23 protein-coding genes are annotated in these 24,633 nt (G+C 69.6%); 19 read left to right on the forward strand and 4 right to left on the reverse strand.

Features of this window, described 5'->3' with window-relative positions; all coding sequences use genetic code 11:
* The 17 genes from hypB (at position 1) to ACFOPI_RS03245 (ending at position 18,061) form a co-directional block, all read left to right on the forward strand.
* On the forward strand, positions 1-894 hold the full coding sequence (hypB, locus tag ACFOPI_RS03165) for a hydrogenase nickel incorporation protein HypB (protein ID WP_382170644.1): 894 nt from the start codon (positions 1-3) through the stop codon (positions 892-894).
* A 2-nt stretch (positions 895-896) separates the two neighbouring features.
* The gene (locus ACFOPI_RS03170) at positions 897-2,111 is read left to right on the forward strand and encodes a Kae1-like domain-containing protein (RefSeq protein ID WP_382170646.1); all 1,215 of its coding nucleotides are present in this window, start codon (positions 897-899) and stop codon (positions 2,109-2,111) included.
* On the forward strand, positions 2,102-2,341 hold the full coding sequence (locus tag ACFOPI_RS03175) for a HypC/HybG/HupF family hydrogenase formation chaperone (protein WP_382170648.1): 240 nt from the start codon (positions 2,102-2,104) through the stop codon (positions 2,339-2,341). Before ACFOPI_RS03170 ends, ACFOPI_RS03175 begins: the two co-directional genes overlap by 10 nt.
* Complete coding sequence (hypD, locus tag ACFOPI_RS03180; RefSeq protein ID WP_382170650.1) at positions 2,338-3,501, forward strand: hydrogenase formation protein HypD; 1,164 nt, start codon at positions 2,338-2,340, stop codon at positions 3,499-3,501. Before ACFOPI_RS03175 ends, hypD begins: the two co-directional genes overlap by 4 nt.
* Entirely contained in the window at positions 3,498-4,610 is a 1,113-nt protein-coding gene (hypE, locus tag ACFOPI_RS03185) for a hydrogenase expression/formation protein HypE (RefSeq protein WP_382170652.1), read from the forward strand. Before hypD ends, hypE begins: the two co-directional genes overlap by 4 nt.
* Before the next feature lie 137 nt (positions 4,611-4,747).
* The gene (locus ACFOPI_RS03190; RefSeq protein ID WP_382170654.1) at positions 4,748-5,221 is read left to right on the forward strand and encodes a hypothetical protein; all 474 of its coding nucleotides are present in this window, start codon (positions 4,748-4,750) and stop codon (positions 5,219-5,221) included.
* Between the two features lie 20 nt (positions 5,222-5,241).
* Positions 5,242-6,984 (forward strand): enoyl-CoA hydratase-related protein, encoded by a 1,743-nt coding sequence (locus tag ACFOPI_RS03195; protein ID WP_382170655.1) that lies wholly within the window; start codon positions 5,242-5,244, stop codon positions 6,982-6,984.
* A 23-nt stretch (positions 6,985-7,007) separates the two neighbouring features.
* Positions 7,008-8,441, forward strand: coding sequence for a sigma-54-dependent transcriptional regulator (locus ACFOPI_RS03200; RefSeq protein WP_382170657.1), 1,434 nt, complete (start codon positions 7,008-7,010; stop codon positions 8,439-8,441).
* Entirely contained in the window at positions 8,438-10,267 is a 1,830-nt protein-coding gene (locus ACFOPI_RS03205) for an NAD(P)H-dependent oxidoreductase subunit E (RefSeq protein ID WP_382170659.1), read from the forward strand. The genes ACFOPI_RS03200 and ACFOPI_RS03205 overlap by 4 nt, the downstream gene beginning before the upstream one ends.
* Complete coding sequence (locus ACFOPI_RS03210; protein ID WP_382170661.1) at positions 10,264-10,947, forward strand: 2Fe-2S iron-sulfur cluster-binding protein; 684 nt, start codon at positions 10,264-10,266, stop codon at positions 10,945-10,947. The genes ACFOPI_RS03205 and ACFOPI_RS03210 overlap by 4 nt, the downstream gene beginning before the upstream one ends.
* Positions 10,944-11,474, forward strand: a complete 531-nt coding sequence (locus ACFOPI_RS03215; RefSeq protein WP_382170663.1) for an NADH-quinone oxidoreductase subunit B family protein — start codon at positions 10,944-10,946, stop codon at positions 11,472-11,474. Before ACFOPI_RS03210 ends, ACFOPI_RS03215 begins: the two co-directional genes overlap by 4 nt.
* Entirely contained in the window at positions 11,467-12,993 is a 1,527-nt protein-coding gene (locus ACFOPI_RS03220; RefSeq protein WP_382170665.1) for a Ni/Fe hydrogenase subunit alpha, read from the forward strand. Before ACFOPI_RS03215 ends, ACFOPI_RS03220 begins: the two co-directional genes overlap by 8 nt.
* A complete protein-coding gene (locus ACFOPI_RS03225) occupies positions 12,990-13,481 on the forward strand; it encodes a hydrogenase maturation protease (protein WP_382170667.1) in 492 nt (163 codons plus the stop codon). The genes ACFOPI_RS03220 and ACFOPI_RS03225 overlap by 4 nt, the downstream gene beginning before the upstream one ends.
* A complete protein-coding gene (locus tag ACFOPI_RS03230; RefSeq protein WP_382170669.1) occupies positions 13,478-14,473 on the forward strand; it encodes an NADH-quinone oxidoreductase subunit B family protein in 996 nt (331 codons plus the stop codon). The genes ACFOPI_RS03225 and ACFOPI_RS03230 overlap by 4 nt, the downstream gene beginning before the upstream one ends.
* Complete coding sequence (locus ACFOPI_RS03235; RefSeq protein WP_382170671.1) at positions 14,470-15,930, forward strand: nickel-dependent hydrogenase large subunit; 1,461 nt, start codon at positions 14,470-14,472, stop codon at positions 15,928-15,930. The genes ACFOPI_RS03230 and ACFOPI_RS03235 overlap by 4 nt, the downstream gene beginning before the upstream one ends.
* Position 15,931: 1 nt before the next feature.
* The gene (locus ACFOPI_RS03240; RefSeq protein WP_382170674.1) at positions 15,932-17,278 is read left to right on the forward strand and encodes a sensor histidine kinase; all 1,347 of its coding nucleotides are present in this window, start codon (positions 15,932-15,934) and stop codon (positions 17,276-17,278) included.
* A gap of 24 nt (positions 17,279-17,302) precedes the next feature.
* On the forward strand, positions 17,303-18,061 hold the full coding sequence (locus tag ACFOPI_RS03245) for a sulfite exporter TauE/SafE family protein (RefSeq protein ID WP_382170676.1): 759 nt from the start codon (positions 17,303-17,305) through the stop codon (positions 18,059-18,061).
* A 4-nt stretch (positions 18,062-18,065) separates the two neighbouring features.
* Here the strand turns inward: ACFOPI_RS03245 and mrdA are convergent, their stop codons facing one another.
* From mrdA to ACFOPI_RS03265, 4 genes are read right to left on the reverse strand one after another with little or no spacing between them, the layout of a single operon-like run.
* The gene (gene mrdA, locus ACFOPI_RS03250; protein ID WP_382170679.1) at positions 18,066-20,015 is read right to left on the reverse strand and encodes a penicillin-binding protein 2; all 1,950 of its coding nucleotides are present in this window, start codon (positions 20,013-20,015) and stop codon (positions 18,066-18,068) included.
* A 1-nt stretch (position 20,016) separates the two neighbouring features.
* Entirely contained in the window at positions 20,017-20,547 is a 531-nt protein-coding gene (mreD, locus tag ACFOPI_RS03255) for a rod shape-determining protein MreD (protein WP_382170681.1), read from the reverse strand.
* Complete coding sequence (gene mreC / locus ACFOPI_RS03260; RefSeq protein ID WP_382170684.1) at positions 20,544-21,491, reverse strand: rod shape-determining protein MreC; 948 nt, start codon at positions 21,489-21,491, stop codon at positions 20,544-20,546. The genes mreD and mreC overlap by 4 nt, the downstream gene beginning before the upstream one ends.
* A gap of 42 nt (positions 21,492-21,533) precedes the next feature.
* Entirely contained in the window at positions 21,534-22,577 is a 1,044-nt protein-coding gene (locus ACFOPI_RS03265) for a rod shape-determining protein (RefSeq protein WP_066256228.1), read from the reverse strand.
* A 263-nt stretch (positions 22,578-22,840) separates the two neighbouring features.
* Here ACFOPI_RS03265 and gatC point away from each other — a divergent pair, with 263 nt between their 5' ends.
* Together gatC and gatA are read left to right on the forward strand one after the other, a co-directional pair.
* Positions 22,841-23,140, forward strand: coding sequence for an Asp-tRNA(Asn)/Glu-tRNA(Gln) amidotransferase subunit GatC (gene gatC / locus ACFOPI_RS03270; RefSeq protein ID WP_374409972.1), 300 nt, complete (start codon positions 22,841-22,843; stop codon positions 23,138-23,140).
* Positions 23,137-24,633 (forward strand): Asp-tRNA(Asn)/Glu-tRNA(Gln) amidotransferase subunit GatA, encoded by a 1,497-nt coding sequence (gene gatA, locus ACFOPI_RS03275; protein ID WP_382170688.1) that lies wholly within the window; start codon positions 23,137-23,139, stop codon positions 24,631-24,633. The genes gatC and gatA overlap by 4 nt, the downstream gene beginning before the upstream one ends.

A 24,633-nucleotide genomic window follows, 5' to 3' on the forward strand; every position in this document is an offset into this window, starting at 1 on the left:
ATGTGCGTCGTGTGTGGATGCAGTGACAACAGCCCGGCCCATGCCCGGCATGTGCGGACCCGGGACGGCGAGGCCGGTGTGGTGGCGGTCAACCCGGCCAACGGCGACCTGCACTTCGGGGCCGGTGCGGCCCGGGTGTCGGTGCCCGGCATGAGCCAGGAACGCGCGATCAAGCTGGAGACCGACATCCTGGGCGCGAACAACCGCGTGGCGCAGCAGAACCGCGCGCATTTCGAGGCGCATGGCGTCACGGCGCTCAATTTCGTGTCCAGCCCGGGGTCGGGCAAGACCACGCTGCTCTGCGCGACGATCGAAGCGTTGAAGCAGCGCCAGCCCGGCCTGCACGTCGCGGTGATCGAGGGCGACCAGCAGACCAGCTTCGACGCCGACCGAATCCGCGCCACCGGCGCGCCGGCGATCCAGGTCAACACCGGCAAGGGCTGCCACCTCGACGCGCCCATGGTGGCCGAGGCGTTTGCGCAGCTGCACACGCACGAACACCACACGCATGACCATGGTCATGACCACTCACATGGTCACGACCACCACCCTCACCACCATGGTGGCGACCACAGCCTGCTGTTCATCGAGAACGTCGGCAACCTGGTGTGCCCCGCCGTGTGGGATCTGGGCGAAGCCGCCAAGGTGGCCATCCTCTCGGTGACCGAAGGCGAGGACAAGCCGCTGAAGTACCCCGACATGTTCGCGGCCTCGCAGCTCATGATCCTCAACAAGACCGACCTGCTGCCGCACGTGAAGTTCGACGTGGCGCGCTGCATCGACCTGGCGCGGCGCGTGAACCCCGCGATTGAAGTCATCCAGTTGTCCGCCACGACCGGGGAAGGCATGGACGCCTGGCTGAATTGGTTGGATCACTCCGTTCACACCCACTGACCATGTCCACCTCCGTGCTCGCCGTCGGCGCCTGGCTCAAGAACGCGGCCTGCCTCGTTCTGAACGGCCGCGCGCACTGGTCGCCGGTGCACGGTGACCTCAGCGACCCGGCGGCCTGCGACGCGTTGGAGCGATCGGTGCAGGCGCTGGCGCGGCAGGCTGAGGAGGCCGGAGCACCGGTGCAGGCCATCGCACACGACCTGCACCCCGACTTCTTCAGCACGCAGCTGGCCATCGCCACCGCCGATGCGCTGGGCGTGCCCGCCATCGGCGTGCAGCACCACCACGCGCACCTGGCGGCGGTGGTTGCCGAACACGGCATCGAAGGCCCGGTGGTCGGTCTCGCACTCGATGGCGTTGGCCTGGGAGCAAAAACAGACACCCCCTGCCAGGCTTCGCCTGTTCCCCCAGAGGGGGACAGCCGTTCTTGGGGCGGCCCGGCGAACGGCTTCACCGCCTGGGGCGGCGAACTGCTGTGGCTCGATGGCGCGCGCTGGGAGCGCCTGGGCCACCTGCAGCCGCTGGCCCTGCCCGGCGGCGACCGCGCGGCGCGCGAACCCTGGCGCATGGCGGCGAGCGCGCTGCATGCGCTGGGCCGTGGCGACGAGATCGTGCCGCGCTTCGCCCCGGTGGTGGGCGAGGCCGTGGCCGCGGGTGTTCGCCAGATGCTGGACAAGGGCCTGAACTGCCCGCTGACCAGCAGCGCCGGCCGCTGGTTCGACGCCGCCGCCGGTGCACTCGGCCTGTGCCACCACCAGCAGGACGAGGCCCAGGCGGCCATCGCGCTCGAACAGGCCGCCACCCCCGCGCTGGCCGCGCGCCCCGACCTGCCACCGCTGCCCAGCGCGGTGTTGCATGCGGATGGCCGCATCGACCTGCGCCCCGTGCTGGCGCAGCTGTTCGACGCGCCCGATGCCGATACCGCGGCGGCCGGCTTCCACCTGGCCCTGGCCGACGCGCTGAGCGAGGCCCTGATCGCTGCGGCCCGCGCGCGTGACATCCGCACCGCCACCCTGGGCGGTGGCTGCTTCTTCAACCGCATCCTGCGCGAGCGCACCGTGCAGCGGCTGCAGGCCGCCGGACTGCAGGTGTTCCAGACCGGCGACCAAGGCTGCGGCGACGCAGGCCTCGCCATCGGCCAGGCCTGGGTGGCCGCGCAGCAGCTTCAGACCCCACGACAAGAACCCCACGTTGAGGAGACCGTCCCATGTGCCTAGCCATTCCCGCGCGCCTCGTCGAGAAGCGCGACCACGACCAGGCGGTGGTCGACCTGGGCGGCATCCGCAAGCCCATCTCCATCGCCCTGGTGCCCGAGGCCGAAGTCGGCGACTACGTGATCGTGCACGTGGGCCACGCCATCGGGATGATCGACCCGGAAGAGGCGGAGAAGACCCTGGCGCTGTTCGCCGAGATGCAGACCATGACCGGCGCGGAGGTGCCGTCATGAAATACATCGACGAGTTCCGCGACGGCGAGCTGGCGAAACAGATCGGCGAACGCATCCGCGCCGAGGCCGACCCGCAACGCGCCTACAGCTTCATGGAGTTCTGCGGCGGCCACACCCACGCCATCAGCCGCTACGGCGTGCTGGAGTTGCTGCCGTCCAACGTGCGCATGGTCCACGGCCCCGGCTGCCCGGTCTGCGTGCTGCCCATCGGCCGCATCGACCTGGCGATCCGCCTGGCGCTGGAGCGCGACGCCATCGTCTGCACCTATGGCGACACCATGCGCGTGCCGGCCAGCGACAGCCTGTCGCTGATCAAGGCCAAGGCGCGCGGTGGCGACATCCGCATGGTCTATTCGGCCGCCGACGCGCTGGCCATCGCGCGTGCGAACCCGCAGCGCGAGGTGGTGTTCTTCGCCATCGGCTTCGAGACCACCACGCCGCCCACGGCGCTGGCCATCCGCGACGCGCAGCGCGAGGGGCTGGCCAACTTCAGCGTGCTGTGCTGCCATGTGCTCACGCCCTCGGCCATCACCCACATCCTCGAATCGCCCGAGGTGCGTCAGTTCGGCACCGTGCCCATCGACGGCTTCGTCGGCCCGGCGCACGTGAGCATCGTGATCGGCTCTGCCCCCTACGACCACTTCGCCGAGGAGTACCGCAAGCCGGTGGTGATCGCGGGTTTCGAACCGCTGGATGTGATGCAGGCCATCCTGATGCTGGTGCGCCAGGTCAACCGCGGCGCCGCCCATGTAGAGAACGAGTTCACACGCGCCGTCACGCCCGAGGGCAATCTTCGCGCCCAGGCCCTGGTGTCCGAGGTGTTCGAGCTGCGGCCCAGCTTCGAGTGGCGCGGCCTGGGCGAGGTGCCCTACAGCGCACTCAAGATCCGCGAGGCCTTCGCGGCCTTCGACGCCGAGCGCCGCTTCGACCTGGCCTACCAGTCGGTGCCCGACAACAAGGCCTGCGAGTGCGGCGCCATCCTGCGCGGCGTGAAACGGCCGACGGACTGCAAGATCTTCGGCACCGTCTGCACGCCCGAGAACCCGGTCGGCTCCTGCATGGTGTCCAGCGAAGGCGCCTGCGCGGCGCACTACACCTACGGGCGCTTTCGCGACATTCCCATCGTCGCCGCCACCGCCTCCGAGGAGGTCACGCCATGAGAACCGAACACGACCAAGCCGGCGCTGGTGAGGCGCCCGCCCCCAAGCCCGTGAAGAAAAACTACATCCGCCCGCTGGACATCAAGAACGGCCGCATCGACATGAGCCACGGCGCGGGCGGCAAGGCCGCGGCGCAGCTGATCGAGGAGCTGTTCCTGGCCGCCTTCGACAATGAGTTCCTGCGCCAGGGCGACGACGGCGCGGTGCTGGCGCTGCCGGCCTTCGACCCCGCCGAGGGGCGGCTGGTGATGGCGACCGACGGCCATGTGATCTCGCCGCTGTTCTTCCCCGGCGGAGACATCGGCTGCCTCTCGGTGCACGGCACGGTCAACGACGTGGCCATGAGTGGTGCGAAGCCGCTGTACCTGAGCGCGAGCTTCATCATCGAAGAAGGCTTCCCGCTGGTCGACCTGCAGCGCATCGTGCAGAGCATGGCCGCGGCATCGCGCGAGGCCGGCGTGCCGGTGGTCACCGGCGACACCAAGGTGGTGGAGCAGGGCAAGGGCGACGGCGTGTTCATCAGCACCACCGGCGTCGGCGTGCTGCCGCCGGGCGTGTCCATCAGCGGTCGCAACGCGCGGCCGGGCGACGTGGTGCTGGTCTCGGGCAGCATCGGCGACCACGGCGTGGCCGTGCTCTCGCAGCGCGAGTCGCTGGCCTTCGAGACCACCATCGAGAGCGACACCGCCGCGCTGCACACCCTGGTGGCCGCCATGCTCGCGGCGGCACCCGGCGCGGTGCGCGTGCTGCGCGACCCCACGCGCGGCGGTCTGGCCACCACGCTCAACGAGGTCGCGCGCCAGTCCGGCGTGGGCATGCTGCTGCAGGAGGCCGCTATTCCGGTCAAGCCGCAGGTCGACGCGGCCTGCGAGCTGCTGGGCCTGGACCCGCTGTACGTGGCCAACGAGGGCAAGCTGATCGCGGTGGTGGCGCCCGAGGCGGCCGAAGCGGTGCTGGCCGCCATGCGCGCCCATCCACTGGGGCAGGACGCCGCGAGCATCGGCGAGGTCACCACCGATCCGCACCAATTCGTGCAGATGGCCACGCGCTTCGGCGGGCGGCGGGTGGTGGACTGGCTGAGCGGGGAGCAGTTGCCCAGAATATGTTGACCCCCCCCGCGCCGCCTGCGGCGTCACCCCCCAGGGGGCGGCACTGGCGGCCCGGCAAAGCCGGTTCCGCGGTGCCACTGGACGGGGTACCTCGCGCGCGGCGGGCTTAATGAAAACAAGAGACGAGGAGACGTGGGATGTCTGGTCTGGTGTTTCGCAAGACGGAGAGCGGCAAAGCGGAGATCGCGCAGCGGCAGGCCGGGCTGGCTCCTGCCACGCGGCAGTTGCTGATCCTGGTCAACGGTGTGGACAGCGTGCAGACCCTGCTGGCCAAAGGCCTGGGCGATGTGCGTGGGCATCTGGACACCTTGCTGTCGCTGCGCCTGATCGAGCCGATACCGGCCGCGCCCAAGGCCGCGCCACCGGCTGCCACGCCGCCAGTCCCGGCGCCCGACACCGACGAGCCGCAGCGCCTGCTGGCCCTGCAGCGCCGCGCGTATCAGACGCTGCAGCCGCACTTCGGCCCCGACACGCCCACCGTCGCACAGGACCTGCTGGCCGCGCGGAGCATCGCGCAGTACCTCGCGTCGCTGGACGCCATCCAGGCCAAGCTCGCCATCTACATGGGCCGCAAGCAGGCCGAGCGCGAGATCGACGCCCTGCGCCACTGAACACGCCGCACCGCCACACCATGTCCCTGCGCATCCTGCTGCTTTGCCACAGCTTCAACAGCCTCAGCCAGCGGCTGTACGCCGAGCTGCGCGCGCGCGGGCACCAGCTCAGCGTCGAGCTGGACATCGCCGACAGCGTGACCGAAGAAGCCGTGGCGCTGGCCCGGCCCGACCTGGTGCTGGCGCCTTTTCTCAAGCGCCGCATCCCGGCTTCGGTTTGGCAGCGTGTGCCGTGTTTCGTGGTGCACCCCGGCCCGCCGGGCGACCAGGGGCCGAGTGCGCTGGACTGGGCGGTGCGCGACCGCGAGCGGGCCTGGGGGGTGACCGTGCTGCAGGCCGACGGCGAATTCGACGCCGGCCCGGTCTGGGCACAAGCCGCCTTCGACATGCGCCCGGCGACCAAGGGCAGCTTGTACCGGCGCGAGGTCACGCGCGCCGCCCTGCAGGCCACGCTGGAAGCGGTCGAGCGCTTTGCAGCGGGCGAGCGCGAGGCGCCGCCGGCGGCCCTCGCATCGCCGAAATGGCGCCCTGCCATGCGCCAGTCCGACCGCGCCATTCACTGGTCTCGCGACGACACCGCCACCGTGATGGCCCGGCTGCGCTGCGCCGACGGCCAGCCCGGTGTGCTCGACGCACTCTGGGGTCAGGCCTGTTACCTCGGCGATGCCCACGAGGCCAGCGCCACGGCCATCGCCGAATTCACCGATCGCGCGCCGGGCGAGCTGCTGGCGGTGCGCGACGGCGCGCTGCTGCGCCGTACGGTCGATGGCGGCGTGTGGATCGGCCAGGCGCGGCGCGCCGATCCGCCCGGCACCGCGCCGGGCCAGGGTCACTTCAAACAGGTGGCGGCCGGGTTGTTCCCCTCCGAAGCAGCAGCGCTGCCGCAGCGCCCTGCGCCGCTGATGCGCGCCGATGGCGAATGGGCGGAGCTGCGTTACACCGAGCACGGTCCTGAGGGCGCACGCGTGGGCTGCCTGAGCTTCGATTTCTGCAATGGCGCCATGAGCACCGAGCGCTGCGAGCGCCTGCGTGATGCGCTGCTGGAAGTTCGGCAGCGCCCGACCCGGGTGCTGCTGCTCCTGGGCGGTGAGGGCTTCTTCAGCAACGGCATCGACCTCAACAGCATCGAGGCGGCGGCCCACCGCCCGGGCGACAGCGCGGCCGACGAATCCTGGCGCAACATCCAGGCCATGGACGACGTGGCGCTGGCCGTGCTGGAAACCACCGACCGCCTCACGGTGAGCGTGATGTGCGGCAACGCGGGCGCGGGCGGGGTGTTCCTCGCGCTCGCTGCGGATCAGGTCTGGGCGCACGAGGGCGTGGTGCTCAACCCGCACTACAAGAACATGGGCAACCTCTACGGGTCGGAATACTGGACCTACCTGCTGCCGCGCCGCCTGGGCGAGGCCGGCGCGCGCGAGCTGATGGCCGGCCGCCTGCCGCTGCGGGCAGCCGACGCGCAGCGCATCGGCCTCATCGACGCCTGCGACGACGGGCCGCGTGAGGGCTACGAAACCCGCGTCATCGAACGCGCGCTGGCGCTGGCCGGCTCCTACAATCATTGCGAACAGGTGGCGGCCAAGCAGGCCCGGCGTGCCGCCGACGAGGCACACTGCCCGCTGGCCCGCTACCGCGAACAGGAACTGGCGCGCATGCACCGCAACTTCTACGGCTTCGACCCGAGCTACCACGTGGCCCGGCACCACTTCGTGCACAAGCTGCCGCACGCCTGGACGCCGCGTCATCTGGCGGTGCACCGATGACCCCACCCCCGCTCCATGACGTGATGCCCACCGTGCTGGTGGTCGACGACGAGGTGCGTTCGCAGGACGCGCTGCGCCGCACGCTGGACGAGGACTTCACCGTGTTCACCGCCAGCAGCGCCGACGAGGCGCGCGGCCTGCTGCAGCGTCAGCCGGTCAGCGTGATCCTGTGCGACCAGCGCATGCCCGGCATGACCGGGGTGAACTTCCTCAAGGAAGTGCGCGAGCAGTGGCCGGACATTGTGCGCATCGTCATTTCGGGCTACACCGACAGCGAAGACATCATCGCCGGCATCAACGAGGCCGGCATCTACCAGTACATCCTCAAGCCCTGGTCGCCCGACCACCTGCTCGATGCGGTGCGCAACGCGGTGGAGGCCCAGGAGCTGCAGCAGCAGACCGCGCGCCTCGACCTGGAGCTGCGCACCAGCACCCGCGTGCTGCGCCAGCGCACCGCCACGCAGATGGCGCAGGCCAGGAGCCACTTCGGGTTCGAGCGCATCGTGCGCGCGCCGGGCAGTCCGCTGGACCTGATTTGCCGCATGGCCGAGCGCGCGGCGCGCTACGACATCCCGGTGCTGGTGCTGGGCGAATCGGGCACTGGCAAGGAACTGCTGGCGCGCGCCATCCACTACGCGAGCCCGCGCCTGACCGGGCCGTTCGTGGTCGAAAACTGCGCCGCCATCCCCGACACCCTGCTCGAATCCGAGCTGTTCGGCCACAAGCGCGGCGCCTTCACCGGCGCGTTTGAGGACCACGCCGGCCTGTTCCAGCGCGCCGATGGCGGCACCGTGTTCCTCGACGAAATCGGCGAAACCTCGCCGGCCTTCCAGGTCAAGCTGCTGCGCGTGCTGCAGGAAGGCGAGGTGCGGCCTGTGGGCGCGCCACGGCCGGTGCCGGTGGACGTGCGCATCATCGCCGCCACCCACCGCAACCTGGAACAGCGCGTCCGCGAAGGCCTGTTCCGCGAGGACCTGTACTACCGGCTCTCGGCCGTGACCCTCACCGTGCCGCCGCTGCGCGAGCGGGTGGCCGACATCCCGCCGATCGCACGCCAGATCGCGCAGGACGTGGCGGGTGAACTCGGCCATCCGGGCGCGGGGCTCACCGACGAGACCCTGGCCTGCCTGCTGGCCTATCCCTGGCCCGGCAACATCCGCGAGCTGCGCAACGAGATCGGCCGCGCACTGGCGCTGCACGACGGCACCGAGCTGCCGCCGGCGGCGTTTTCGCCGCGTGTGCTGCAAGGCCGCGCGGCCGGTGGCGGCGGGGACCTCACGGCCGCCCTGCCGGCCAGCGGCAGCCTGACCGAGCGCCTGGACGTGATCGAGGCGATGGTGCTGCGCGAGACCCTGCTGCGCCACCGCTGGAACAAGACCAAAGCGGCGGCGGAACTGGGTCTTTCGCGGGTCGGTCTCAGGGCCAAGATGCAACGCTTCGGTCTCGACAAACCATGACCGCTTTCGACCAGCCCAGCGCTTTTCACGCAGCCGACACGGTACTGGCCCGCTGGCACCACGACCCGCACGCGCTGGTGCAGGTGCTGCGCGAGACGCAGGCCCGGACGCACTGGCTGCCGCGCGATCTGCTGGCCCACATCGGGCGTGCGCTGGGCCTGACCCTGGCCCATGTCGAGGGCGTGGCCAGCTTCTACCGCTTCTTCCACCTCAAGCCCGTGGGCCGGGTGCATGTGCTGTTCTCCGACAACATCACCGACCGCATGGCCGGCAGCGAGGCGCTGATGCAGCGGCTGTGCGAACGCCTGGGCGTGGCTCCCGGCGAGGCCGATGCCCAAGGGAGCTTCAGCGTGGACCGTTGCTCCTGCACCGGCCTGTGCGACCAGGGGCCGGCCCTGCTGGTCAACCACCACCAGGTGGTCACGCGGCTGGACGCTGCGCGCGTGGACCAGCTGGCCGACTTGTTGCTGGCAGGCGTGCCGCCCGCGGACTGGCCGGCCGAGTGGTTCGCGGTGCAGGACCACGTCCGCCGCGCCGACGTGCTGCTGCAGGGCCTGCTCGCCGGTGCGCCGGACCTGCCCGCCGTGCTGGCCCACGCACCCGCCGAGCTGCTGGTCGAGGTCGAGCGTTCGGGCCTTCGCGGCCGCGGTGGCGCGGGTTTTCCGACCGCGCGCAAGTGGCGCTTCTGTGCCGAGGCCGACGCGCCCGACGGCCAGCGCTGCGTGGTCTGCAACGCCGACGAGGGCGAGCCCGGCACCTTCAAGGACCGGGTGCTGCTCCATCGCCACGCCGACGAGCTGTTTGATGGCATGACCGTGGCCGCGCGCGCCATCGGCGCGCAGACCGGCCTGGTCTACCTGCGGGGCGAATACCGCTTCCTGCTGGGCCACCTCGAAGCGGTGCTGCAACGCCGCCGTGCCCAGGGCCTGTTGGGGCGCAACGCGGGCAGCGTGGCGGGTTTTGATTTCGACATCGCCATCCACCTCGGCGCGGGCGCCTACGTGTGCGGCGAAGAGTCGGCGCTGATCGAGTCGCTGGAGGGGAAACGTGGCACGCCGCGCATCCGCCCGCCGTTTCCGGTGCAGCGCGGCTACCTCGGCCGCCCGACGGTGGTCAACAACGTCGAGACACTGGTCGCGGTGGCCCACATCGCACGCCGCGGCGGCGCCTGGTGGGCCGGCCTCGGCACTGCCGAGTCCACCGGCACCAAGATCCACTCGGTCTCGGGCGACTGCGAACGCCCCGGCCTTTACGAGTACCCGCTGGGCACCCCGCTGGCGCAGATCCTGGCCGACTGCGGTGCGCGCGATCCGCAAGCGGTGCAGGTGGGTGGCCCGTCGGGCAGCTGTGTGCCGGCCAGCGGCTTCGGCCGCGCCATCGCCTTCGAGGACCTGCCCAGCGCCGGAGCCCTGATGGTGTTCGACGCCACCCGCGACCTGTTCGAGGTCGCGCGGCACTTCGCGCGCTTCTTCGCCCACGAGAGCTGCGGCCTGTGCACGCCATGCCGCGTCGGCACCGAACTGGTGGTGCGCCGGCTCGACAAACTCGCCAACGAACGCGGGGCCGGTCGCGGCTCGGCTTTCGACATCGCGCGCCTGCACGAGCTGGACGAACTGCTGCACAGCGGCACGCACTGCGGCCTCGGCGTGTCGGCCTGCAACCCGCTGCGCGACACCCTGGCCCACTTCGGCCAAGCCTACGCGCAGCGCAGCACGGCGGCGCAGTTCCAGCCCGAGATCGATCTGGATGCCGAGCTGTCTTCGGCCCGCTGCGCGACCGGGCGGACCGACGCGGGCGCGCACCTTTCCACGGACCATTCGGTATGAGCAGCACCTTCGACTTCGACGGCGAGCCGGTCCCGCTGCAAGCAGGCGACACCATCCTCCAGGCGGCGCAGCGCGCCGGCCACGAGGTGCCGCACCTGTGCTGGCACGAAGGCGTTTCGGCCAGCGCCTCCTGCCGGCTGTGCACCGTGGTGGCCGATGGACGGCCGGTGGCGGCCTGCGCCACGCCCGCCGTCGCCGGCCAGCGCGTCGAATGCCACACCGATGCGTTGAAGAGCCGGCGCCTGCACCTGCTGCAGATGCTGTTCGTCGAGGGCAACCACTTCTGTCCCGGTTGCGAGAAGAGCGGCAGCTGCCAGCTGCAGCACCAGGCCGAACGCGCCGGCATGACCGAGCTGCACTACGAGGCGCTCAACCCCGAACGTCCGGTGGATGCCAGCCACCCCGACGTCTGGTTCGAGCCCAACCGCTGCATCCTCTGCCAGCTCTGCGTGCGCGCCAGCGACGAACTCGACGGCAAGCGGGTGTTCGCCATCGGTGGCCACGGCATCGGCGCGAAGCTGCTGATCGACAGCGCCAGCGGCCATCTGGGAGACAGTGCGCTCGAAGTGACCGACCGTGCCGCCCACATCTGTCCGGTCGGCGCGCTGCTGCCCAAGCGCGTGGGCTTTGCCCAGCCCTACGGCCAGCGGACCTTCGACGATGCGGAGACGCGCGGATGAACACAACAGCGACCCCCCGCAAGTGGCGTGTGGCCACGGTCTCGCTGGCCGGCTGCTTCGGCTGCCACATGTCCTTCCTGGACATCGACGAGCGCCTGTTTGATCTGATCGAGCACATCACCTTCGACCGCTCGCCGCTGACCGACATCAAGACCGTCGGCCCCTGCGACATCGGCCTGATCGAAGGCGGTCTGTGCAATGCCGAGAACGTGGAGGTGCTGCGCGCCTTCCGCGACCAGTGCCGGGTGCTGGTGGCCGTGGGTGCCTGCGCCATCACCGGCGGCCTGCCCGCGCTGCGCAACCACCTGGACGTGGGCGAGATGATGAAGGCAGTCTACGGCGAGGTTCCGAACGACCCCGAGCTGCCGCTGCCGCTCAACCGCGTGCGGCCGATCCACGAGGTGGTGCAGATCGACCACGCCCTGCCCGGCTGTCCGCCGCCGGCCGACGCTTTCTGGCAGCTGCTGCAGGACCTGATGGCTGGGCGCGAACCGCAACTCAACAAAGGTCTCATTCGCTATGACTGAGTCCACCCGCTCCCTCGAAACCGCGGCCGACCCGCAGGGCCTGCGCCGCATCGTCATCGACCCGGTCTCGCGCGTCGAGGGCCACGGCAAGGTCACGCTGCTGCTGGACGACCAGCAGCGCCTGCAGCAGGTGCGGCTGCACATTGTCGAGTTCCGCGGCTTCGAACAGTTCATCGTCGGCCGGCCCTACTGGGAGGTGCCGGTCATGGTGCAGCGCCTGTGCGGCATCTGCCCGGTCTCGCACCACCTGGCGGCATCCAAGGCGCTGGATCGGGTGGTCGGCGGCTGGCCGGTGCCCGAAGCCGCCGACCGCATCCGTCGGCTGATGCACTACGGCCAGATCGTGCAGAGCCACGCGCTGCACTTCTTCCACCTGTCCTCGCCCGACCTGCTGTTCGGCTTCGGTGCCGATGTCGCGCAGCGCAACATTGTGGGTGTCGCGATGGCCCATCCCGAGGCGGCGCGACAGGGCGTGATGCTGCGCAAGTTCGGCCAGGAGGTGATCCGCATTACATCCGGCAAACGGGTGCACGGCACCGGCTCGGTGCCCGGCGGCATGAACCGGGCGGTGGCGCGCGAGGATCGCGATGCGCTGCGAGCGCAACTGCCCGAGGTGCTGGCATGGGCCGAGGGCGCGGTGGACCTGGCCGAGCGCCTGCACACCGGCTTGCCGCCCGCCTACGCGCACTTCGGTGAAACGCCCGCGGCCATGATGTCCCTCATCGGCCCCGGCGGTGCGATGGAGCTTTACGACGGCACGCTGCGCCTGCGCGAGGCGGACGGGCGCGTTGCCGTGGACGGCTTCGAGGACCAGCGCTACCGCGAGCTGATCGACGAGGCGGTCAAGCCCTGGACCTACATGAAGTTTCCCTACCGGCGCACGCTCGGCCCGGACGCCGGCTGGTACCGGGTCGGCCCGCTGGCCCGGCTGCAGAACTGCGACCACATCCCGAGCCCGCGCGCCGAAGCGCGGCGCCAGGCCTTCGTGGCCGCGCACGGCGGCCGGCCGGTGCACGCCGTGCTGGCCACGCACTGGGCGCGCATGATCGAGTTGCTGCACGGCGTCGAAGTGATCGCGCAGCTGCTGGACGACCCGGCCATCCTCGGCGGGCCGCTGATGGCGACGGGTGAGCGCCAGCGCAGCGGCGTGGGCATCATCGAGGCGCCGCGCGGCACGCTGATCCACGAGTACGAGGTGGGCGACGACGACTTGGTGACGCGCTGCAACCTGATCGTCTCGACCACGCACAACAACCAGGCCATGAACGAGGCGGTGCGCTCCGTCGCGCTGCAGTACCTGGACGGCCAGACCATCACCGAGCCGCTGCTCAACCACCTCGAAGTCGCCATCCGCGCCTACGACCCCTGCCTGTCCTGCGCCACGCACGCGCTGGGCCAGATGCCGCTGTCGGTGACATTGCGGGGGGCTGATGGCGAGGTGCTGGACCACGTGCTGCGCTCGTCCACCGGCGAGACGCAGCGTGGCGCCACGCCGCACCCGATGGAGCGCGCGCAATGAAGAACGAAGTGCCGCCGTTGCTGGTGCTGGCCTGGGGCAATCCCAGCCGTGGTGACGACGCGCTCGGGCCGCTGCTGGCCGAGCGTCTGCTCGACCATGCGCGTACAGCAGGGCTGTCGAACCGCGTCGAGGTGTTGACCGACTTCCAGCTGCAGGTGGAACACGCGCTGGACCTGGTGGGCCGGGAGCGCATCCTGTTTGTCGACGCGGCACTGGACCTTGACGAGCCGTTCACCGTGCGCGCGTTGCAAGCGGCGCGGGGCGGTGGCATCGGCAGTCACGCGCTGGCGCCCGAAGCGGTGCTGCATGTTTATCAGGACCTGCACGGCCACCCGCCGCCACCCGCGATCCTGCTGGCCATCCGAGCTTCCGCTTTCGAACTGGGAGCCGCCCCCAGCGTCGAAGCGCTGGCCGATCTGGAACGTTCCTTCGCCTGGGTGTGGCGCTGGCTGCAAGGCGAGCCCGTTCCTGAGGAGGCTCCCGCATGAACGTCCTGTGGCTGCAATCGGGTGGCTGCGGCGGCTGCAGCATGTCGCTGCTGTGCGCCGACACCACCGATTTTCAGGGCCACCTGCGCGACGCAGGCATCCACATGCTCTGGCATCCGTCGCTGTCGCTGGCCAGTGGTGAAGATGTCTTGGAGCTGCTGCAATCGGTCCTCGACGACAGGACAAGGCTGGATGCGCTGTGCGTCGAGGGCTCGCTGCTGCGCGGCCCGAACGGCAGCGGCCGTTTCCACATGCTCGCGGGCACCGGCCTGCCCATGATCCACTGGGTGCGCGAGCTGGCGGCGAAAGCGAAACACGTGCTGGCCGTGGGCAGCTGCGCGGCCTGGGGCGGCATCACCGCCGGCGGCGACAACCCCACCGACGCCTGCGGCCTGCAGTACGAGGACGACCGCCCTGGCGGCCTGCTGGGCGCCGACTTCCGCAGCGGCAGCGGTCTTCCGGTGATCAACGTGGCCGGCTGCCCGACGCACCCGAGCTGGGTGATCGACACGCTGATGGCGCTGGCCGCGAATGCGTTCAGCGCCGACGACCTCGACCCGCTGGCCCGCCCGCGCTTCTACGCCGACCAGCTGGTGCACCACGGCTGCACGCGCAACGAGTACTACGAGTTCAAGGCCAGCGCCGAAAAGCCGTCCGATCTGGGTTGCATGATGGAGCACATGGGCTGCAAGGGCACGCAGGTGCACGCCGACTGCAACATCCGGCCCTGGAACGGCGAGGGCAGCTGCACCCGCGGCGGCTACGCCTGCATCGCCTGCACCGAGCCCGGTTTCCAGGAGCCGGGCCATCCCTTCCACCAGACGCCCAAGATCGCCGGCATCCCGGTCGGTCTGCCCACCGACATGCCCAAGGCCTGGTTCGTGGCGCTGGCCTCGCTGTCCAAGAGCGCCACGCCCAAACGGGTGAAGCACAACGCGGTGGCGGACCACCTGGTGGAGAAGCCCGCCATCCGAAGGACGCGCCTCAAATGACTTCCCGCCTGCTCGTCGGACCGTTCAACCGTGTCGAAGGCGATCTTGAAGTCGCGCTGGAGATCGAGGGCGACCGCGTGCGTTCGGCTCAGGTCAACGCCACCATGTACCGCGGCTTCGAGCAGATCCTGCAGGGCAAGGCGCCGCACGACGCGCTGGTCTACGTGCCGCGCATCTGCGGCATCTGCTCGGTTTCGCAATCGGTAGCGGCGGCGCGCGCGCTGGCCGACCTCGGCGGCATCGCCATGCCTCCCAATGGACAGCACGCGACCAACCTGATCCTGGCGACCGAGAACCTGGCCGACCACCTGACGCACTTCTACCTGTTCTTCATGCCCGACTTCGTGCGCCCGGTCTACGCGGACCGCCCCTGGCACGCCGAGGCCGTGCGCCGTTTCGCGCCCGATTCCGGCGAGCAGGTGCGCGCGGCCACGGCGGCGCGCCAGCGCTGGTTCACGCTGCTGGGCACCCTGGGCGGCAAATGGCCGCACACGCAGTCGGTCGAGCCCGGTGGCTCGACGCGCCCCATCGACGCGGCCGAGCGGGTGCGCCTGCTGGCCAAGCTGCGCGAATTCCGCGCCTTCCTGGAGCGGCAGCTGATCGGCGATGCGCTGGAGTCCTTCACCGCGCTGGACAGCGAGGACGCGCTCTGGGCCTGGCACGCGCGCGACCCGCTGGGCGGCGACCTGCGCTTCTTCCTCACGCTGGTGCAGGACCTGTCGCTGCAGACGCTCGGACCCGGACCGGGGCGCTACCTGAGCTACGGCGCCTACGCGCAACCGGACGGCACCCATGGGCTGGCGCAGGGCCTGTGGCGAGGCGATGCACAGCGCCTCGACGTGGTGGACGCGCACGCCATCACCGAGGACGCCACCCACGCCTGGCTGGCGCAGGCGCGCGAGCCGCTGCATCCGCTCTACGGTCTGACCCGGCCCGAGCCCGACAAGGCCGGCGCCTACACCTGGAACAAGGCGCCGCGCCTGGGCGGCGAGGTGGTCGAGACGGGCGCCATCGCGCGCCAGCTCGCCAGCGCCCACCCGCTGTTGCGCGATGCGGTGGCGCGCCGCGGTGGTACGGTGTTCACGCGCGTGCTGGGCCGCGTGCTCGAACTCGCGCGCGTGCTGCCGATGATGGAAGAGTGGCTGATGGCGATCCGACCGACCGAGGCCTTCTGCGTGTCGGCCGATCTGCCCGACGAAGGACACGGCGTGGGGCTCTCCGAAGCCGCGCGCGGCGCGCTGGGCCACTGGCTGGTGGTGCGCGGCGGCCGCATTGCCAACTACCAGATCGTCGCGCCCACGAGCTGGAACTTCTCGCCCCGCGACGCGCAGGGCACACCAGGGGCGCTGGAGCAGGCCCTGGTGGATGCGCCGGTGCGCGACGGCGAGAAGACACCGGTGGCGGTGCAGCACATCGTCCGTTCCTTCGACCCTTGCATGGTCTGCACCGTTCACTGACATGAGCAAGGACCGCGCGCCCAGTCCGCTGCCCACTGCGCCCATGGAGGGCGTGGACGAATCGACCTGGCTGGACGTGATCCAGAAGATGGACGAGGTCTACACGCGGCTGATCGACGACGAGGTGGAGCTGGAGAAGAAGAACAGCGAGCTGGAGCAGTCGCAGCAGTTCATCTTCAGCGTGCTCAGCGCCATGTCGGATGTGCTCATCGTCTGCGACGAGCGCGGACTGATCGAACAGACCAACGCGGCCCTGTGCGAGCTGGTGGGCCGGCGCGAGGACCAGCTGCGCGGCACCAGCCTGGCGGACCTGCTGGCCGATGAGGCCAGCGTGCTGGCGGCGCGCACCGCCATGGACCGCAGCGAGGCGCCGCGCGGCGGGCAGGGCATCGAACTCAACCTGCTGGACCGCCAGGGCCAGCCGGTGCCGGTGGACGCGAACTGCACGCCGCGCGTCGGTGCCAACGGCAAACGCCTGGGCACCGTCTGGGTCGGACGGCCGACGGCCGAGCTCAAGCGCGCGTATCACGAGATGCGCGCCGCGCACGAGGCCCTCAAGCGCACGCAGCAGCAGCTGCTGCATTCGGAGAAGATGGCCTCGCTGGGCCAGCTGGTGGCCGGCGTGGCGCACGAACTCAACAACCCGATCAGCTTCGTGCTGGGCAATGTGCACGCGCTGAGCAAGTACAGCGAGCGCCTGCGCAGCTACATCGCGGCCTTTCACGCCCACCAGCCCGAGGCCCTGCTGCAACAGCAGCGCGAGAAGCTGCGCATCGACCACCTGCTGGCCGACCTGCCTTCGCTGATCGATGGCACGCTCGAGGGCGCGCAGCGCACGGCGGACATCGTGCACGGGCTCAAGCGCTTCTCGGCCATGGACCCCGAAGAGCGCAAGCCGGTGAACCTGGTCGAGGTGATCGAGCGCGCCATCCATTGGGTGCAGAAGGGCAGGCCCGCGCCGGTGCCGGTGCGCTGGGTGCCGCTGCAGGCCTGCACCGTGCTCGGTAGCGCCGGCCAGTTGCAGCAGGTGATGATGAACCTGCTGCAGAACGCCTTTGACGCGCTGTCCACGGTGCCCGAACCCATGGTCTGGGTGGAGATGGGCTGCACCGGCGAGCCGGACCGGCCCACCGTGTGCGTGACGGTGCGCGACAACGGTCCCGGCATTCCGCCCGAGCACCTGCTGCGCATCTTCGATCCCTTCTTCACCACCAAGCCGGTGGGCAAGGGCACTGGGCTGGGCCTGTCGATCAGCTACGGCATCGTCGAGCAGCACGGCGGGCGCCTGACCGCGCGCAACACCGAGGGCGGCGGGGCCGAGTTCGTGCTGGAACTGCCCAGGGCCTGATGCACGGGCGGCGACAATCGCCGCATGGAATTGTTTCTGGTTTCGCTGGCCTCGCTGTTCGCCGGCTTCGTCGATTCGATCGTGGGCGGAGGTGGCCTGATCCTCACGCCCACCCTGTTCGCGATCTTTCCCTCCACCCACCCGGCCACCCTGTTCGGTGTCAACAAGAGCGCGTCGATCTGGGGCACGGCGGCGGCGGCCGCGCAGTACGCGCAGCGCGTGCAGATGCCCTGGCATGCGCTGCTGCCGGCGGTGGCCGTGTGTTTTGCCGGCGCCATGGCGGGCGCCTGGACGGTGACGGTGATCTCGCCCGAGTTCCTGCGCAAGGCGCTTCCGCTGATCCTGCTGCTGGTGCTGGGCTACACCCTGATGCGCAAGGACCTGGGACGGCACCACACACCGCGCTTCACCGCCCGCGGCGAGATGCTGGCCGCCTGCACGCTGGGCTTGCTCATCGGCTTCTACGACGGTTTCTTCGGCCCCGGCACCGGCAGCTTCTTCGTGTTCCTGTTCGTGCGCTGGCTGGGCTACGACTTCCTGCACGCCAGCGCCAGCGCCAAGCTGCTCAACACCGCCTCCAACCTCGCGGCGCTGATCCTGTTCTCGCTCAAGGGACACATCTGGTGGCACTACGTGCTGCCGCTGGCCGCGGCCAACGTGATCGGCAGCCTGCTGGGCACGCGGCTGGCGCTCAAGCACGGCAGCGGCTTCGTGCGCGCGGCGTTCATCGTCGTCGTGTCAGCATTGATCCTCAAGACCAGCTACGACGCCTGGCTCCGCTGAAATCTCAGGGGCTGATCCAGGGCACTTCGCTGGCCTTCAGCGGGGTGCCGATGGGGGCGCCGGCTTCGCCCTTCTGCACCGCCGCCAGGTCCTGCGGGTTGGGGTACTGGTCCATCAGCAGGTAGTCGAACACGCGCCGCGCAATGGGCGCCGCAGCGGCCGCGCCGAAACCGGCGTTCTCGACCACCACGGCCAGCGCCACGGTGGGGTTCTCCAGGGGCGCGAAGGCCAGGTAGAGCGAGTGGTCGCGCTGGTGTTCTTCGAGTTTGCGCGCGTCGTAGCGGTCCTTCTGGCCGATGGTCACCGCCTGGGCCGTGCCGGTCTTGCCGCCGCTGAGGTAGCCGGCGCCGGCGAACACGCGCGTCGACGTGCCTTCGACGGTCACGCCGTGCATGGCGCGCAGCACGGTGTCGATGTTCTGGCGCTTGAACCCCAGGTTCACTTCGGTCGGCGTGGGCAGGGGCGTGCGCTCGCGCGTCACCACGTTCTCGGTGGCCAGCGTCAGGTGGGGCGTTCGTTTGACGCCGCCGCCGGCCAGTGTGGCCATGGCGTGGGCCAGCTGCAGCATGGTGAAGTTGTTGTACCCCTGGCCGATGCCCAGCGAGATGGTTTCGCCCGCGTACCACTTCTGCTGCTCGGGCCGCTTGTAGGTCTTGCGCTTCCACTCCTGGTTGGGCAGCACGCCGCGCACCTCGCCCTTGAGGTCGATGCCGGTGATCTGGCCGAAGCCCAGTGGCGCCATGAAGTCGTGCATGGCCTCCACACCCATCTCGTTGGCCAGCGAGTAGTAATAGACGTTGCTCGACTTGACGATGCTGCGGTGCATGTCGACCGCGCCCAGTCCGCCGTCGCCGTGGCTGCGGAAGCGGTGGTTGCCAAACATCCAGTAGCCCGGGTCGTTGATGACGGCGGAGGCACTGCGCGTGCCCGTCTCCAGCGCGCCCAGGGCCATGAATGGCTTGTAGGTGGAACCGGGCGGGTAGGTGCCGCGCAGCGCGCGGTTGAGCAGGGGCTTGTCGATCGACTCGTTGAGGATCTTCCAGTTCTCGGAATCGATGCCCTCGACGAACAGGTTGGGGTCGAAAGTGGGCTTGGACACGAAGGCCAGCACCTCGCCGTTGCGCGGGTCGATGGCCACGAGCGCGCCGCGGCGCTCGCCGAACATGTCCTCCACCAGCTTCTGCAGCTTGATGTCGATTGCCAGCACCACGGTGTTGCCCGGGGTGGCCGGCGTGTTGGCCAGAGAGCGCACCGCGCGGCCGCCGGCCGAGGTCTCCACGCGGTCGAAGCCGGTAACGCCGTGCAGCTCGCGCTCGTAGTGCTGCTCGGTGCCCAGCTTGCCGATGTAGTCGGTGCCGCGGTAGTTGGCCTGGTCTTCTTCCGGCCACTCCTCGATACTTTCCTTCTCCCGCTGGTTGATGCGGCCGATGTAGCCGATCACATGGCTGGCCACTTCGCCGTGGGGGTAGTGGCGGATCAGGCGGGCGCGCACGTCCACCCCGGGGAAGCGGTAGCGCTGCGCGGTGAAGCGGGCGACCTCGTCGTCGGTCAGGCGCGTGCGGATGGGCAGCGAATCGAAGCGCCGCGATTCTTCGAGCAGCTTGCGAAAGCGCCGCTTGTCGCGTGGCTGGATGTCGACCAGCTCGCCCAGCGCCTCGATGGTGCTGTCCAGGTCCTCCACCTTGGAAGGCGTGATTTCCAGGGTGTAGGCCGAGAAGTTGGTGGCCAGCACGCGGCCGTGCCGGTCCAGGATCTGGCCGCGGTTGGGCACCACCGGCAGCACCGCGGTGCGGTTGCTTTCGGCCTGGGCGTCGAAGTCCTCGTGGCGCAGCACCTGCAGGTAGACCATGCGCGCGGCCAGCAGGCCGAAGGCGAACAGCACCGCCAGCCCCGCCACCACCACCCGGGTGCGGAACTGCGCCAGGTCGGCTTCGACGTTTCTGAGTTCGGTCATGTCAGAGGGGTCTGTTGTCGTCCGGGTCCGGCGCGCGGCGCTGGGGAGCCAGCAGCAGCACCGAGGCCACCGGCCAGAGCACGGCTTCGATCACCGGCGCCAGCAAATGGCTCCAGCCCGGGAAGCCATCGCCAGCGATCAGGCGCACCAGCAGCTCCAGGGCATGCACCGCAAAGAACAGCGGCAGCACCTGCACCGCCTGCGTCGGCACGTCGAACCACAGCAGGCGCCGGTGCATGAACACCGCGAAGTAGCCCAGCACGGTGTAGGCCAGGGCGTGCTGGCCCAGCAGCGCGCCCTGCTGCACGTCCATCACCAGACCGAAGAAAAAGGCCGTGCCGACGCCGATGCGCAGTGGCTGGTGCACGCTCCAGAACACCAGGGTCACCACCAGCAGGTCGGGCGTCCAGGCCGCACGGCCCAGCAGACCCATGTTCATGAGGATGTTGATCAGCAGTGCGCCGATCAGGCTGCTCCAGATGAACACCGGGTTGGCCGGCAGCAGCAGCTGCTGCCCGGGGCGCATGATCATGGGGCCCTCCCGCGTTCGGATGGGGTGGCCGTGGCGGGGGGCGTTCCCTTGCCGGCACTGGCCTGGGCCGCTGGCGGCGCGGGCAGCGACTGCCCCACGGGCGTGAGCACCAGCACGTGCAGGGCGCCCTGCATGCGGGCCACCGGCGCGCAGTTGACGCGGGTGAACGAAGACTCGGCGCGGCGCTCGACCTTGGTGATGCGCCCCACCGGCAGGCCCGCCGGGTAGACCCCATCGACGCCGCTGGTGGTCAGCAGGTCGCCCTCATTGATGTCGGCGTTGGCCAGCGTGTAGCGCAGCTCGAGTCCGTCACCGTCTTCTGCGGGCTGGCCATAGACCACGCTGCGCACGCCCGTGCGCGTGTTGAGCACGGGGATGGCCTGGTCTCGGTCGATCAGCATCGTGACCTCGGACACCAGGGGGTAGACGCGTGTGACCTGGCCCAGCACGCCACTGTCGTCGATCACGGGCGAGCCCGGCACGATGCCGTGGGTCTGGCCGCGGTCGATGACCACCTTGCGCGAATAGGGGTCGGCCGCGTCGTAGAGCACCTGTGCCCCGGTGGCGGGTGTGGTGATGCGCTCGCGCATCACCAGCAGTTCGCGCAGGCGCTGGTTTTCCAGCACCAGCTGTTCGACCTGCAGCGCACGCTCGGCCTGCTCGGCCAGCCGCCGGCGGGCATCCGCCTCATCTTGCTGCGCGGTGTGCAGGCTGGTGAAGTAGCCGCCGGCCTGGCGGGCGGCGTCCACCGGCTGCATCACCAGCCACTGCATCGGATACAGGGCCGTGGCGAGCGCGGCCCGCAGGGGCATGGTGATGCGGAAACGGGTGTCCGCGACCATCAGGAACAGCGCGATCGCGCTGAACACCATGAGCTTGGACAGGGCCGACGGTCCCTGTTTGAAAAACGGGGGTGGGGTGCGGTCCAGGGTGCCCAGTGGCATGGCGGGGTGGGCTCTCGACGGGGCCGGTGAACCGGCGCGCGTTTATTCGCTGGTGAAGATGGTGCCCAGGCGTTCCATGCGCTCCAGGGCCATGCCGCAGCCGCGCACCACGCAGGTCAGCGGCTCTTCGGCCACCAGCACCGGCAGGCCGGTTTCTTCGGCCAGCAGGCGGTCCAGGTCGCGCAGCAGGGCACCACCGCCGGTCAGCATCATGCCGCGCTCGGCGATGTCGGCGCCCAGCTCGGGCGGGGTCTGTTCCAGCGCACTCTTGACGGCCGAGACGATGCTGTTGAGCGGATCGGTCAGGGCTTCGAGGATTTCGTTGCTGGAGATGGTGAAGCTGCGCGGCACGCCCTCGGAGAGGTTGCGGCCCTTGACTTCCATTTCCTTGACTTCGGAGCCAGGGAAGGCCGAGCCGATGTTCTTCTTGATGGCTTCGGCGGTGGGTTCGCCGATCAGCATGCCGTAGTTGCGGCGGATGTAGGCAATGATCGCGTCGTCGAAACGATCACCGCCGACGCGCACACTGCCCTTGTAGACCATGCCGCCCAGCGAGATCACGCCGACTTCGGTGGTGCCGCCGCCGATGTCGACCACCATAGAGCCAGAAGCGTCCGATACCGGCAGGCCGGCACCGATGGCCGCGGCCATCGGTTCTTCGATCAGGTAGACCTCGGAGGCGCCGGCGCCCAGGGCCGACTCGCGGATGGCGCGGCGCTCGACCTGGGTCGAGCCGCAGGGCACGCAGATGATGATGCGCGGACTCGGTTTGAACATCGAGCGCGGGTGCACCATCTTGATGAACTGCTTGAGCATCTGCTCGGTGACGGTGAAGTCGGCGATCACGCCGTCCTTCATCGGGCGGATGGCCTCGATGTTGCCGGGAACCTTGCCCAGCATGGCCTTGGCTTCGTGGCCCACGGCCTGGATGGTCTTTTTGCCCTGGGGGCCTCCTTCGTGCCGGATCGAGACGACCGAGGGCTCGTCGAGCACGATGCCCTTGCCGCGAACGTAGATCAGGGTGTTGGCGGTGCCGAGGTCAATGGCCAGGTCGGTCGAGAAACTCCGACGGAACGCTTCAAACATGGTGCGAAAAATCCTGTGGGGCGCGACCGCCGCTTCGTGTGGCCGCCGCCGGGTGCGGGTCGGAGAAAATCCGGTTAAGTCCTTGATTCAGCGACAAAAACGGCCCGATGGGCGGTCGGGGTCGCCAAACCTTGGATAATACCGTATCCCCTGTGCATAACTGTGCGCAACGGGGGCGAAATCATCTCCTTACAGGCCGTTTCAGCCGCCTCGCGCTGCGCCCGGGCCTGATTTTTCGACCGACCGTCTCAACACTCCCCGTCATGTCCCTGACCCTGACCGACATTGGCCGCATCGCCAACCTGGCCCGGCTGGAAATGCCCCCGGCCCAGGCCGAGCGCATGCTCACCCAGCTCAACGGCTTCTTCGACATCGTCGAGCAGATGAACGCGGTGGACACCACCGGCGTCGAGCCGCTGGCCCATCCCACGGCCGTGATCGACCACGTCAGCCTGCGCCTGCGCCCCGATGTGGCCAGCGAGCCCAACAACCGCGAGGCCAACCAGCAAAGCGCACCCGCCGTTGAGCGCGGCCTGTTCCTCGTGCCCAAGGTGATCGAATGAGCCAGAAGCAGATCCACGAAATGGGTGTGGCCGAACTGGCCGCAGCCATTGCCGCTAAACAAGCCTCGTCCGTAGAAGCTGCGCAGGCCCTGCTGGCACGCGCGAAACAGCACGCCAGCTTGGGTGCCTACCTGTCGTTCAACGAAGACCTAACGCTGGCGCAGGCCAAAGCCGCCGATGCGCGCATCGCGGCCGGCGAGCGCGGCCCGCTGCTGGGCGTGCCGCTGGCGCACAAGGACATCTTCGTCACCCAGGGCTTCCCGAGCACCGCCGGTTCGAAGATGCTCGAGGGCTACCAGAGCCCCTTCGACGCTACCGTGGTCGCCAACCTCGCCAAGACCGGCGCCGTGACCCTGGGCAAGCTCAACTGCGACGAGTTCGCCATGGGCGGCAGCAACGAGAACTCGGCCTATGGCGTGGCCCGCAACCCCTGGGATACCGACCGTGTGCCGGGCGGCTCATCGGGCGGTTCGGCGGTGGCCGTGGCCGCGCGCCTTGCGCCCGCCACCACCGGCACCGACACCGGCGGCTCGATCCGCCAACCCGCCAGCTTCTGCAACGTCACCGGCATCAAGCCCACCTACGGCCGCTGCTCGCGCTACGGCATGATCGCCTTCGCCTCCAGCCTGGACCAGGCCGGTCCGATGGCGCGCAGCGCCGCCGACTGCGCCACGCTGCTGAGCGCCATGGCCGGCCCCGACATCGACCGCGACTCCACCAGTCTGGACCACCCGGCCGAGGACTACACCCGTCTGCTCGGTGCGCCGCGCGAAGGCGCGACCTCCGCACAGCCGCTCAAGGGCTTGCGCATCGGTCTGCCCAAAGAATTCTTCGGTGAAGGTTGCGCGCCCGACGTGGTCGCCGCCGTGCGCGCCGCGCTGAGTGAATACGAAAAACTCGGCGCCACGCTGGTCGACATTTCGCTGCCGCGCACCGAGCTGTCGATCCCGGTCTACTACATCATCGCGCCGGCCGAAGCGTCGTCCAACCTCAGCCGTTTCGACGGCGTGAAGTTCGGCCACCGCGCCGCGCAGTACGACGACCTGATCGACATGTACAAGAAGTCGCGCAGCGAGGGCTTCGGCCCTGAGGTGCAGCGCCGCATCATGATCGGTACCTACGTGCTGAGCCACGGCTACTACGACGCGTACTACCTGAAAGCGCAGCAGATCCGCCGCCTGATCGCGCAGGACTTCCAGGACGCCTTCTCGCAGTGCGACGTGATCGCCGGCCCCGCCGCGCCGACCACCGCCTGGAGGATCGGCGAGATGAGCGACGACCCGGTCGCCAACTACCTGGCCGACATCTTCACGCTGCCGGCTTCGCTGGCCGGCCTGCCCGGCATGAGCGTGCCGGCTGGCTTCGGTGCAAGCCATTTGCCCGTGGGCCTGCAGCTTATCGGCAACTACTTCCGTGAGGCCGAACTGCTGCAGGCGGCCGATGCGTTCCAGCGCGTCACCGACTGGCACACGAAGACGCCGGAGGGCTTCTGA

The organism is Hydrogenophaga luteola, assembly GCF_042648585.1.
Taxonomy (GTDB): domain Bacteria; phylum Pseudomonadota; class Gammaproteobacteria; order Burkholderiales; family Burkholderiaceae_C; genus Hydrogenophaga; species Hydrogenophaga luteola.

Bases quoted from the DNA above. Each gene is read 5' to 3' on its own strand.
- hypB (WP_382170644.1), top strand. From the start codon at position 1: ATGTGCGTCGTGTGTGGATGCAGTGACAACAGCCCGGCCCATGCCCGG.
- ACFOPI_RS03170 (WP_382170646.1), top strand. From the start codon at position 897: ATGTCCACCTCCGTGCTCGCCGTCGGCGCCTGGCTCAAGAACGCGGCC.
- ACFOPI_RS03175 (WP_382170648.1), top strand. From the start codon at position 2,102: ATGTGCCTAGCCATTCCCGCGCGCCTCGTCGAGAAGCGCGACCACGAC.
- hypD (WP_382170650.1), top strand. From the start codon at position 2,338: ATGAAATACATCGACGAGTTCCGCGACGGCGAGCTGGCGAAACAGATC.
- hypE (WP_382170652.1), top strand. From the start codon at position 3,498: ATGAGAACCGAACACGACCAAGCCGGCGCTGGTGAGGCGCCCGCCCCC.
- ACFOPI_RS03190 (WP_382170654.1), top strand. From the start codon at position 4,748: ATGTCTGGTCTGGTGTTTCGCAAGACGGAGAGCGGCAAAGCGGAGATC.
- ACFOPI_RS03195 (WP_382170655.1), top strand. From the start codon at position 5,242: ATGTCCCTGCGCATCCTGCTGCTTTGCCACAGCTTCAACAGCCTCAGC.
- ACFOPI_RS03200 (WP_382170657.1), top strand. From the start codon at position 7,008: ATGCCCACCGTGCTGGTGGTCGACGACGAGGTGCGTTCGCAGGACGCG.
- ACFOPI_RS03205 (WP_382170659.1), top strand. From the start codon at position 8,438: ATGACCGCTTTCGACCAGCCCAGCGCTTTTCACGCAGCCGACACGGTA.
- ACFOPI_RS03210 (WP_382170661.1), top strand. From the start codon at position 10,264: ATGAGCAGCACCTTCGACTTCGACGGCGAGCCGGTCCCGCTGCAAGCA.
- ACFOPI_RS03215 (WP_382170663.1), top strand. From the start codon at position 10,944: ATGAACACAACAGCGACCCCCCGCAAGTGGCGTGTGGCCACGGTCTCG.
- ACFOPI_RS03220 (WP_382170665.1), top strand. From the start codon at position 11,467: ATGACTGAGTCCACCCGCTCCCTCGAAACCGCGGCCGACCCGCAGGGC.
- ACFOPI_RS03225 (WP_382170667.1), top strand. From the start codon at position 12,990: ATGAAGAACGAAGTGCCGCCGTTGCTGGTGCTGGCCTGGGGCAATCCC.
- ACFOPI_RS03230 (WP_382170669.1), top strand. From the start codon at position 13,478: ATGAACGTCCTGTGGCTGCAATCGGGTGGCTGCGGCGGCTGCAGCATG.
- ACFOPI_RS03235 (WP_382170671.1), top strand. From the start codon at position 14,470: ATGACTTCCCGCCTGCTCGTCGGACCGTTCAACCGTGTCGAAGGCGAT.
- ACFOPI_RS03240 (WP_382170674.1), top strand. From the start codon at position 15,932: ATGAGCAAGGACCGCGCGCCCAGTCCGCTGCCCACTGCGCCCATGGAG.
- ACFOPI_RS03245 (WP_382170676.1), top strand. From the start codon at position 17,303: ATGGAATTGTTTCTGGTTTCGCTGGCCTCGCTGTTCGCCGGCTTCGTC.
- mrdA (WP_382170679.1), bottom strand. From the start codon at position 20,015: ATGACCGAACTCAGAAACGTCGAAGCCGACCTGGCGCAGTTCCGCACC.
- mreD (WP_382170681.1), bottom strand. From the start codon at position 20,547: ATGATCATGCGCCCCGGGCAGCAGCTGCTGCTGCCGGCCAACCCGGTG.
- mreC (WP_382170684.1), bottom strand. From the start codon at position 21,491: ATGCCACTGGGCACCCTGGACCGCACCCCACCCCCGTTTTTCAAACAG.
- ACFOPI_RS03265 (WP_066256228.1), bottom strand. From the start codon at position 22,577: ATGTTTGAAGCGTTCCGTCGGAGTTTCTCGACCGACCTGGCCATTGAC.
- gatC (WP_374409972.1), top strand. From the start codon at position 22,841: ATGTCCCTGACCCTGACCGACATTGGCCGCATCGCCAACCTGGCCCGG.
- gatA (WP_382170688.1), top strand. From the start codon at position 23,137: ATGAGCCAGAAGCAGATCCACGAAATGGGTGTGGCCGAACTGGCCGCA.